At 69.3% G+C, this 9,452-nt stretch carries 9 protein-coding genes; all 9 read left to right on the forward strand.

Annotated features, from left to right (window positions below; translation table 11 throughout):
• Window positions 1–150 precede the first annotated feature (150 nt).
• On the forward strand, window positions 151–1,047 hold the full coding sequence (gene xerD / locus ACFU7D_RS26605; protein ID WP_378873055.1) for a site-specific tyrosine recombinase XerD: 897 nt from the start codon (window positions 151–153) through the stop codon (window positions 1,045–1,047).
• Window positions 1,044–3,650, forward strand: coding sequence for a DEAD/DEAH box helicase (locus ACFU7D_RS26610; RefSeq protein ID WP_378873057.1), 2,607 nt, complete (start codon window positions 1,044–1,046; stop codon window positions 3,648–3,650). The genes xerD and ACFU7D_RS26610 overlap by 4 nt, the downstream gene beginning before the upstream one ends.
• Before the next feature lie 31 nt (window positions 3,651–3,681).
• Window positions 3,682–3,828, forward strand: a complete 147-nt coding sequence (locus ACFU7D_RS26615; protein WP_378873059.1) for a hypothetical protein — start codon at window positions 3,682–3,684, stop codon at window positions 3,826–3,828.
• 315 nt (window positions 3,829–4,143) lie between these two features.
• A complete protein-coding gene (locus ACFU7D_RS26620; protein WP_378731995.1) occupies window positions 4,144–5,091 on the forward strand; it encodes a ParA family protein in 948 nt (315 codons plus the stop codon).
• Window positions 5,073–5,447 carry a hypothetical protein gene (locus ACFU7D_RS26625; RefSeq protein ID WP_378873061.1) on the forward strand — a complete coding sequence of 125 codons (375 nt, stop codon included), beginning with the start codon at window positions 5,073–5,075 and terminating at the stop codon, window positions 5,445–5,447. The genes ACFU7D_RS26620 and ACFU7D_RS26625 overlap by 19 nt, the downstream gene beginning before the upstream one ends.
• 11 nt (window positions 5,448–5,458) lie before the next feature.
• Entirely contained in the window at window positions 5,459–6,370 is a 912-nt protein-coding gene (locus tag ACFU7D_RS26630) for a segregation and condensation protein A (RefSeq protein WP_378873063.1), read from the forward strand.
• The gene (gene scpB / locus ACFU7D_RS26635; RefSeq protein ID WP_378873065.1) at window positions 6,363–7,025 is read left to right on the forward strand and encodes an SMC-Scp complex subunit ScpB; all 663 of its coding nucleotides are present in this window, start codon (window positions 6,363–6,365) and stop codon (window positions 7,023–7,025) included. The genes ACFU7D_RS26630 and scpB overlap by 8 nt, the downstream gene beginning before the upstream one ends.
• On the forward strand, window positions 7,022–7,789 hold the full coding sequence (locus tag ACFU7D_RS26640) for a pseudouridine synthase (protein WP_378731969.1): 768 nt from the start codon (window positions 7,022–7,024) through the stop codon (window positions 7,787–7,789). The genes scpB and ACFU7D_RS26640 overlap by 4 nt, the downstream gene beginning before the upstream one ends.
• Before the next feature lie 198 nt (window positions 7,790–7,987).
• A complete protein-coding gene (gene thrS / locus ACFU7D_RS26645) occupies window positions 7,988–9,232 on the forward strand; it encodes a threonine--tRNA ligase (protein WP_378873067.1) in 1,245 nt (414 codons plus the stop codon).
• Window positions 9,233–9,452: the final 220 nt, after the last annotated feature.

Below are 9,452 nucleotides of genomic sequence, written 5' to 3' on the forward strand. Positions count from 1 at the left end.
CGTCATGACGAGCCGACTCGGCGGCATTTCTGGTCAGGATGAGCCGACTCGGCGGCGTTTTCGGCCAGGATGAGCCGACTCGGCTGGTTGGATGGATACGTGACGGCTGCATCGGTTGCTTCAGGGTCCGCCTCGGCGGTCGGACGTGCGATGCGTACATATCTCGATCACCTCACGGTCGAACGGGGCCTCGCCGCCAACACGCTGTCGTCCTATCGGCGCGACCTGAGGAGGTACGCCGAGTTCCTGGCACAACAGGACGTCGAGGACCTCGAGGGAGTCTCGGAAGCGACGGTCTCGGGGTTCCTGGCCCATCTGCGCGAGGGCAGCGAGGAGCATCCGGCGCTCAGCGCGACCTCGGCGGCGCGGACGGTCGTCGCGGTACGCGGGTTCCACAAGTTCGCGGTGGCCGACGGGCTGGTCGAGGCCAACCCGGCCGGCCACGTGAAACCTCCGCGCGCGGAGAAGCGGCTCCCCAAGGCGTTGCCGCTGGCCGACGTGGAGGCGATCCTGGAGGCGGCCGGCGCACCCGGGACAGCGCTCGCGCTGCGCGACCGGGCCCTCCTCGAGGTGCTCTACGGCACCGGCGCCCGCATCTCCGAGGCGGTGGGCCTCGACGTCGACGACCTCGACCGGGTCGACCATGTCGTCCTGCTGCGAGGCAAGGGCGGCAAGGAGCGGATCGTCCCGGTGGGCTCCTACGCCATCGAGGCCGTCGAGGCCTACCTGACCCGGGCCCGTCCCGATCTCGCGGCCGCCCGCTCAGGAGGTGCGCTCTTCCTCAATGCCAGAGGCGGCCGCCTCTCCCGCCAGTCCGCCTGGACCGTCCTGACCCGTGCCGCCGAGCGCGCCGGGATCCACCAGGACGTCTCGCCGCACACCCTGCGCCACTCCTTCGCCACCCACCTGCTGGACGGTGGCGCCGACGTACGTGTGGTGCAGGAGCTGCTGGGCCATGCCTCGGTGACCACGACGCAGATCTACACTCTTGTCACCGTGGACAATCTCCGAGAGGTCTTCGCGACCGCACACCCGAGGGCCCTGTGACCGACACCAACTGGATCCCCAAGGTCGGAGCGAGCCCCGACGACGTCTATGAGGCGGTCGTGGAATGGGCCGAGGGGAGCGGCCGCAGCCTCTACCCCCACCAGGACGAGGCGATCATGTCGATCCTCGCTGGTGAAAACGTCATCCTGGCGACGCCGACCGGTTCGGGGAAGTCCCTGGTTGCGGCGGGCGCGCACGCGGCGGCGCTGGCCGAGGACAAGGTCTCCTTCTACACCGCGCCGATCAAGGCTCTGGTCAGCGAGAAGTTCTTCGACCTCGTGGAGACCTTCGGCGCCGAGAACGTCGGCATGCTCACCGGCGACGCGAGCGTCAACGCGGACGCCCCGATCATCTGCTGCACCGCCGAGGTGCTCGCCAACCTCGCGCTCCGGGAAGGCAAGCACGCCGATGTCGGGCTCGTCATCATGGACGAGTTCCACTACTACGGCGAGCCCGACCGCGGCTGGGCGTGGCAGGTGCCGCTGCTCGAGCTTCCGCAGGCCCAGTTCCTGCTCCTCTCCGCCACCCTCGGTGACACCAGCGCGCTGGCCAAGGACATGACCAGTAGAAACGGTCGCGACACCGTCCTCGTCGACCAGGCGGAACGACCCGTTCCGCTCACCTTCGACTGGCGCCTGACACCGCTCCAGGAGACCCTCGAGGAGCTCGTCACCACCGGCCAGGCGCCGGTCTACGTCGTCCACTTCACCCAGAAGGACGCCGTCACCCACGGCACCTCGCTGCTCAACGCCGGCTGGCTCAAGCTCTCCAACGAGGAGAAGGACCAGATCGCCAAGCGGCTCGAGCCGGTCCGCTTCGCCGCCGGGTTCGGCAAGACCCTGGCCAAGCTCCTGCGGAAGGGCATCGGCGTCCACCACGCCGGCATGCTCCCCAGATACCGGCGACTGGTCGAGCAGCTCGCCCAGGCCGGGCTGCTCAAGGTCATCGCCGGCACCGACACCCTCGGCGTCGGCATCAACGTCCCGATCCGCACGGTGCTCTTCACCGGTCTGGCCAAGTTCGACGGCCGCCGCCAGCGCATCCTGCGGACCAGGGAGTTCCTCCAGATCGCCGGCCGCGCCGGACGGGCGGGCTTCGACACCCAGGGCTACGTCGTGGTCCAGGCCCCCGAGCACATCATCGAGAACGAGAAGGCCAAGGCGAAGTCCGAGGAGCGCCGCAAGGCCGGCAAGAAGAACTCCAAGGCCCAGCTCAAGAAGCCGCCCGAGGGCACCGTGGTGTGGACCGAGGCGACCTTCACCAAGCTCGTCGACGGCGCCCCCGAGCCGCTGCAGAGCCGGATGAAGGTCGACAACTCGATGATCCTCAACGTCGTCGCCCGCGACGAGGACGCCTTCGAGGTGATGCGCCGGATCACCCTGGACAACCACGAGGAGCGGCGCACCCAGCTCAAGCTCGCCCGCCGGGCCCTGCGGCTGACCCGCTCCCTGGTCCACAGCGGGGTCCTGACCAGGCTCGCCGAGCCCGACGCGTACGGACGCCGGTACGTCCTCACCGAGGCGCTCCCCGCCGACTTCGCGCTCAACCAGCCCCTGGCGCACTTCGCGCTCGCCGCGCTGGACACCCTCGATCCGGAGTCGCCCGAGCACACCCTCGAGATCGTCTCGGTGATCGAGGCGGTCCTCGAGCCGCCGCGCCAGATCCTCTTCGCCCAGCAGCACGAGGCCCGCGGCAAGGCGATCGAGAACATGAAGGCCGACGGCGTCGAGTACGACGAGCGGATGGCGCTCATCGAGGAGATCACCTGGCCCAAGCCGATGGCCGAGCGGCTCGAGGCGCTCTTCGAGGTCTACCGCGGCACCCATCCGTGGCTGCCCGAGGACGCGCTCGACCCGAAGTCGATCCTGCGCGAGATGTACGAGCAGGGGATGACCTTCACCGACGTCGTCAGCCGCTACCAGCTCGCCCGCTCCGAGGGCTTGGTGCTGCGCTATCTGACCGACGCCTACCGCACCTTCCGGCACACCGTCCCCGAGACCCACAAGAGCCCCGAGATCGAGGACCTGGTCGAGTGGCTGGGGGAGACCATCCGGCAGACCGACTCCTCGCTGCTGGACGAGTGGGAGGCGCTCTCCGACCCCGAGCACATCCCGTCGGCCGTGGCCCACCACGAGGCGCCACCGCCGCCGCGGTCGCTCTCCCAGCAGACCCGCGCGTTCGAGATCATGGTCCGCAACGCGATGTGGGCCCGGGTCGACGCGGTCTCGAGAGACGACCTCGACGCCCTGATGCGTCTGGAGCGTGCGGCCGCCGACCGCTTCGACCCGTCGCGCGACGTCGTGATGACCAGGTCCCGCTGGGACGACGCCCTGGAGGCCTACTTCGCCGAGCACGACGACGTGGGCATCTCCGCCGACTCGCGTTCGCCGAGGCTGCTCACCTGGACCGTCGAGCGCGGTGCGCCGGCAGGGGTGGACGAGGATGAGGAGGCGTACGACTCGACCCGGGTCTGGAGGATCACCCAGACCCTCGACGACCCGGCCGGCGACCACGACTGGGTGATCGAGGCGGTGGCCGACCTGGACGCGAGCGACGAGGCCGGCGAGCTGGTCCTGGCGACGGTGGCGATGCGCCGGCTGTGACCCGGTTGTCGAGGTCCGCTAGCGTTGAGCCGTGCGCAAGCTACTGAAGAACCCGATCGTGGTCGCGGCCGTCGCCAAGATCGCCAACGAGGCTCGCAAGCCCGAGAACCAGAAGAAGATCAAGGACGCTGCGAACAAGGCCTACGACCAGTTCCAGAAGCGCCGTCGGTCGCGCTGAGCCCGTCGAGCGGGGCCGCGGATCGAGTGGATATTCATCCACAGGTTTCTCCACATCGAAGGCCCTTCCTGTGGGGCTGGCGGGGCACCAAGTGCACAGGTCATCAACAGATTCGGGTCCCGTAGCAGAATCACCCGGATTTGCCTTGTGACACGCCCGGCGCGGCTCCTACAGTCGCGCAGATCCGGGTCTTAGAGTCGCCGTGTCGACATATAGACCCGCTAGCCGTGATCATCCCAGGGCCGCGGCAACTGAACCGGGGGTGGAGGAATGGAAGACAGCTATTTCGGAGCAGGTGGTGCGACCGCGCCGCAGATGCCTCCGCAGACGCCGGCAGCCCCGCCGCCGGCCTATCCGCCTTCGGCCCGGCTGCGCGCCAACGCCCCTGAGCCCGAGGAGGGCTCCTACTCCCCGGGCAAGAACAAGATGGGCCCGACCGGTCGCCCCTGGCCCAACCTTCCCGAGCCCGGCCCCGCCACCGGCGGCCCCGCGCGCACGGTCGCGATGGTCAACCAGAAGGGTGGGGTCGGCAAGACCACGACCACGATCAACCTGGGTGCCGCGCTGGCCGAGCACGGCCGCAAGGTCTTGATGGTCGACTTCGACCCGCAGGGGTCGCTGTCGGTCGGTCTGGGGCTCCAGCCCAACGAGATCGAGCTGACCGTCTACAACCTGCTGATGGAGCGTGACATCACGCTCGCGGACGTGGTCGTCCCCTCGGGCATCGACGGCGTCGACCTGCTCCCGGCCAACATCGACCTCTCTGCCGCCGAGGTGCAGCTGGTCCAGGAGGTCGCCCGTGAGCAGACCCTGGCCCGCGCCCTGGCTCCGGCCGTGGCCAACTACGACGTGATCCTCATCGACTGTCAGCCGAGCCTGGGGCTGCTGACCGTCAACGCGCTCACCGCCTCCGACTCCGTCGTCGTCCCGCTGGAGTGTGAATACTTCGCGCTGCGTGGCGTCGCTCTGCTCAAGGACACCATCGACAAGGTTCAGGAGCGGCTCAACCCGCGTCTGAAGATCGACGGAATACTGGGCACGATGTACGACAGCCGCACGATGCACAGCCGCGAGGTCATGGAGACCCTGGTCAACGGCTGGGGCGACCGCGTCTTCCACAGCGTCATCCGCCGCACCGTGAAGTTCGCCGACTCGACCGTGGTCGGCGAGCCGATCACCGAGTACGCCTCCAGCTCCACCGGTGCCGACTCCTACCGGATGCTCGCCAAGGAGGTGCTGGCCCGATGGCAACGCGGCGAGTGAGGGTTCCGGCTGCCGACGACCTCTTCCGGCGTACGTCCGACGGCGCTGCCGCCGCGGGGCCCGCCGCCGAGGCGAAGGCCCGGCCGGTGCACGCCGTGCCCGAGCCGGCCGAGGAGGCGCAGGCCGCCAAGAAGCGGTCCAGCGGTCGCGTACGTCATGACGAGAAGATGACGGTCTACATCACCTCCGAGGAGCTGCTCGACCTCGAGCACGCCCGGCTCAACCTGCGGGCCAAGCACAGCATCGCGGTCGACCGCGGCCGGCTGGTGCGCGAGGCGCTCGCGATCGTGCTGGCCGACCTGGAGGAGTACGGGGACGACAGCGCCCTCGTGCACCGGCTCGCTGACCCACGGTGACGGCCGCGCAGATGACAACTGTGCCGACGACGAATGGCCCCGACGGGGCCGAGGAGCGGGAGTCGAGCGGCGCGGGGGGATTCGAGGTGCGCCTCGACAACTTCGAGGGCCCCTTCGACCTGCTGCTCAGCCTGATCGCCAAGCACAAGCTCGACATCACCGAGGTCTCCCTGGCCACGGTGACCGACGAGTTCATCGCCTTCGTCAAGAAGGGCGCGGGGGAAGAGGGCAGCTGGGACCTCGAGCAGACCTCCAACTTCCTGCTGGTCGCGAGCACGCTGCTCGACCTGAAGGCGGCCCGGCTGCTGCCGCAGGGCGACGTCGAGGACGAGGAGGACCTCGCGCTGCTCGAGGCGCGCGACCTGCTCTTCGCGCGGCTGTTGCAGTACAAGGCGTTCAAGCAGGTCGCGGCCGTCTTCGGTGAGCGGCTCGCGAAGGAGTCCAAGCGGCACCCGCGCTCGGTGCAGCTCGAGCCGCGCTATGCGGGGCTGCTGCCCGAGGTGCTGATCGGGATCGGGCTGGACCAGTTCGCCCAGCTCGCTGCCGCCGCGATGGCACCCAAGCCGGGGCCGCCCGAGATCGGGCTCGCCCACATCCACGGCTCGAAGGTGTCGGTCAAGGAGCAGGCGGCGCTGGTCATCGAGCGGCTGCGCGCCTCCGGGCAGGTCACCTTCCGTGGCCTCTGCGCCGACTCGCCCGACACGCTGACCACCGTGGCCCGGTTCCTCTCGCTGTTGGAGCTCTTCCGTGAGGGAGCGGTCGCGTTCGACCAGGTCACCGCGCTGGGCGAGCTGACCGTACGCTGGACCGGCGACGGGGCGCTCGATGTCGATGAGCTGATCCAGGACGAGTTCGAGGGGCAGCCGCCCGCGGAGGGCGGCGCCGATGATGGTGTCGAGGATGGGGAGAAGGACGATGACTGAGGCCTCCGAAGAGACGCTCGCGATCGAGTTCGCAGACCTTCGCCCGGCGCTCGAGGCCGTACTGATGGTCGCCGACGAGCCGCTGGAGGCGGCTGCGCTGGCCTCGGCCGTCGGCCACCCGACCGCGTCGGTGGTCGAGGCCCTGGAGGGCCTGTCCGCCGAATACTCCGAGCAGGGTCGCGGCTTCGACCTGCGCAACGTCGCCGGTGGCTGGCGGTTCTACACCCGGGAGGCGTACGCCGAGGTCGTCGGAGGCTTCGTGCTCGAGGGGCAGCAGGCACGGCTGACCCAGGCGGCGCTGGAGACGCTCGCGGTGGTCGCCTACAAGCAGCCCGTCTCGCGCGCCCGGGTCTCCGCGATCCGTGGCGTCAACGTCGACGGCGTGATGCGTACGCTGCTCACCCGCGGTCTGGTCGAGGAGGCCGGGCAGGACCACGAGACCGGCGCCAACCTCTACCGCACCACCGGCTACTTCCTCGAGCGGATCGGCATCACCGACCTCGGCGACCTGCCGGAGCTGGCTCCCTACCTGCCCGACCTCGCCGACATGGAGGAGGAGCTGACCGAGCAGGTCAGCCAGGAGGCGCTGGCTGCTCAGCCGGAAGGCGCGGCGAATGGGTCCGACTCTGAGGATGCGGGAGAATCGAGTCCGTGAGCGACCTTCCTGAGCGAGACGATCTTCCGCTGGACGACGAGGGCCTGATCCGGCTCCAGAAGCTGCTGGCCCTGGCCGGCATCGCGTCGCGGCGCGGCAGCGAGATCCTGATGCTCAACGGCTCCGTCGAGGTCAACGGCGAGGTCGTCACCCGCCTCGGCACCAAGGTCGACCCCGGCAAGGACGTCGTACGCGTCGACGGCAAGCGGCTCCCACCGATCTCGGGCAAGGTCTACCTGGCCCTCAACAAGCCGCGTGGCGTGGTCTCGACGATGAGCGACCCCGAGGGCCGCCGCAACCTCTCCGACCTGGTCGCCGATCGGCCGGAGCGGCTGTTCCACGTCGGCCGTCTCGACACCGACACCGAGGGTCTGATCATCCTCACCAACGACGGTGACTTCGCCCACCGGCTGGCCCACCCCAGCTACGAGGTCGACAAGACCTACGTCGCCGAGGTCACCGGCGAGATCTTCCCCAACGTACGCAAGCGGCTCCTCGCCGGCGTCACCCTCGAGGACGGTCCGGTGACCGTGACCAAGGCCCGGATCATGGAGACCCGCAAGGACAAGTCGATCATCGAGCTGGTCATCCACGAGGGACGCAACCGCATCGTGCGCCGCCTCCTCGATCATCTCGGCCATCCGGTCACGCGACTGACCCGCACCCGGATCGGTCCGGTCCGGCTGGGCACCATGAAACCCGGCGACATGCGCGATCTCTCCCGCGAGGAGCTCGGCGAGCTGCTCGACACCACCGAGCTCTGAGGCTCGGAATTCTGAATGCGTACGCCGCTCCGAGCCGCTAAGGTGAACGGCATGCAGCGCGCGATGAGCACGACGACGCCGGACCCACTCCGGCGCTGACCTGCTGTCCACTTTTCGCAGACCGCCCCGGAGCATTGCTCCGGGGCGGTTCTCGTCTCCGGTGGTGATGCTCCGGGCCGAAACCCAGGAGCATCCACCATGAACCTCGACCATCGAGACCTCAACCGCGATCTCGCCATCTTCGCCACCGACCCACTGGCCGGCTCCGGACTGCCGCTGTGGCTGCCCGACGGGGCCGTCGTCTTCGCCGAGCTGGAGCGCCTCGCCGCCGACCTGGCCCGGGCCGACGGCTGCGTACCCGTCAAGACCCCGGTGCTCGGCAAACGCGCCCTCTTCGAGCGCTCGGGACACTGGGCGAAGTTCGCCGAGGACACGTTCCCGCCGATGTCCATGGGGCCGGGTCCGGAGGAGGACGACCTCGTCCTCCGTCCGGCCAACTGCCCCCACCACGCCCTGGTCTACCGGGCGCGCCCGCACTCCTACCGCGAGCTCCCGATCCGGCTGCACGAGCTCGCCCCGATGTTCCGCGCCGAGCGGTCCGGGGTGCTCTCCGGGCTGAGCCGGGTACGTCAGATCAACCTCGACGACACCCACGTCTTCTGCCGTCCCGACCAGGTGCGGGACGAGGCGGCACGAGCGCTGCGGTCCGCACTCGAGGCCCAACGGATCCTCGGCCTCCACGTGGACTACGTACGGCTCTCCCTGCGCGACGGCTCGCCGTCCTACCTGGGCTCCGACTCCCAGTGGGCCGACGCCGAGAAGGCCCTGCGGTCAGCGGTCGAGGACGCCGGGCTGGAGGCGTACGGTCTGGAGCTGTCGGAGGCTCTGGGCGAGGCAGCCTTCTACGGGCCCAAGCTCGACCTCCAGGTCATCGACCCGGCGGGTCACGAGGAGACCATCGCCACCGTCCAGATCGACTTCAACCAGCCCGAGCGGTTCGACCTCACCTACGACGACGCCGACGGCTCTCGTCAGCGAGTCGTGATGGTCCATCGAGGCACCGTCGGTTCCATGGAGCGGGTCGCGGCGGCTGTGCTCGAGCGCTATCAGGGTCGCCTACCGTTGTGGCTGGCCCCGTCCCAGATCGCCGTCCTCCCGGTCTCCGCGTCCCAGGACGCGGCTGCTCGTGGGCTCGTGGACGCGCTCGTCGCCGAAGGTCTCCGCCCACGGCTCGACCCGGGCGGTTCTCTCGGCGCCAGGATTCGTGAGTCCCGGCGGCGCCGGGAGCCGCTCATCGCGGTCATCGGCGGGGTCGAGGCGGACGCGGGGGAGGTGCAGGTACGTGATGTCGCTCGTGGTCTTGAGCGGCGGGTCTTGGTTGCTGATCTGGTCAGGGTGATGAAGGAGGCTTATGTCTCGCGGGCTGGTTCGGTTTCCTGGTGAGTTGCCTGGGCCTTCGTGGTGGGTGTGGGCCGCCGACCCTTGCTTGGAGGGTCTTCTCGACGGACCCCGGAGTAAAGGACGGCCTTCGGCCGCCGGCTTCGCCGGCCGCTTCGCGGTCCTTGACTCCGGCGCCCGTCGAGAAAATATTTGGCTGGCTATCGGGGCGGCGGCCCGGGTGTGGCGCGGAGGATTCTTGTTGGGATAGGTGGGGCTTGTGGGG

The sequence above is a fragment of the Nocardioides sp. NPDC057577 genome, from assembly GCF_042801335.1.
Lineage (GTDB): Bacteria > Actinomycetota > Actinomycetes > Propionibacteriales > Nocardioidaceae > Nocardioides.

Excerpts from the sequence above, each read along its gene's own strand:
- xerD (WP_378873055.1), top strand. The coding sequence starts at position 151 with ATGCGTACATATCTCGATCACCTCACGGTCGAACGGGGCCTCGCCGCC.
- ACFU7D_RS26620 (WP_378731995.1), top strand. The coding sequence starts at position 4,144 with ATGCCTCCGCAGACGCCGGCAGCCCCGCCGCCGGCCTATCCGCCTTCG.
- ACFU7D_RS26625 (WP_378873061.1), top strand. The coding sequence starts at position 5,073 with ATGGCAACGCGGCGAGTGAGGGTTCCGGCTGCCGACGACCTCTTCCGG.
- ACFU7D_RS26630 (WP_378873063.1), top strand. The coding sequence starts at position 5,459 with ATGACAACTGTGCCGACGACGAATGGCCCCGACGGGGCCGAGGAGCGG.
- scpB (WP_378873065.1), top strand. The coding sequence starts at position 6,363 with ATGACTGAGGCCTCCGAAGAGACGCTCGCGATCGAGTTCGCAGACCTT.
- thrS (WP_378873067.1), top strand. The coding sequence starts at position 7,988 with ATGAACCTCGACCATCGAGACCTCAACCGCGATCTCGCCATCTTCGCC.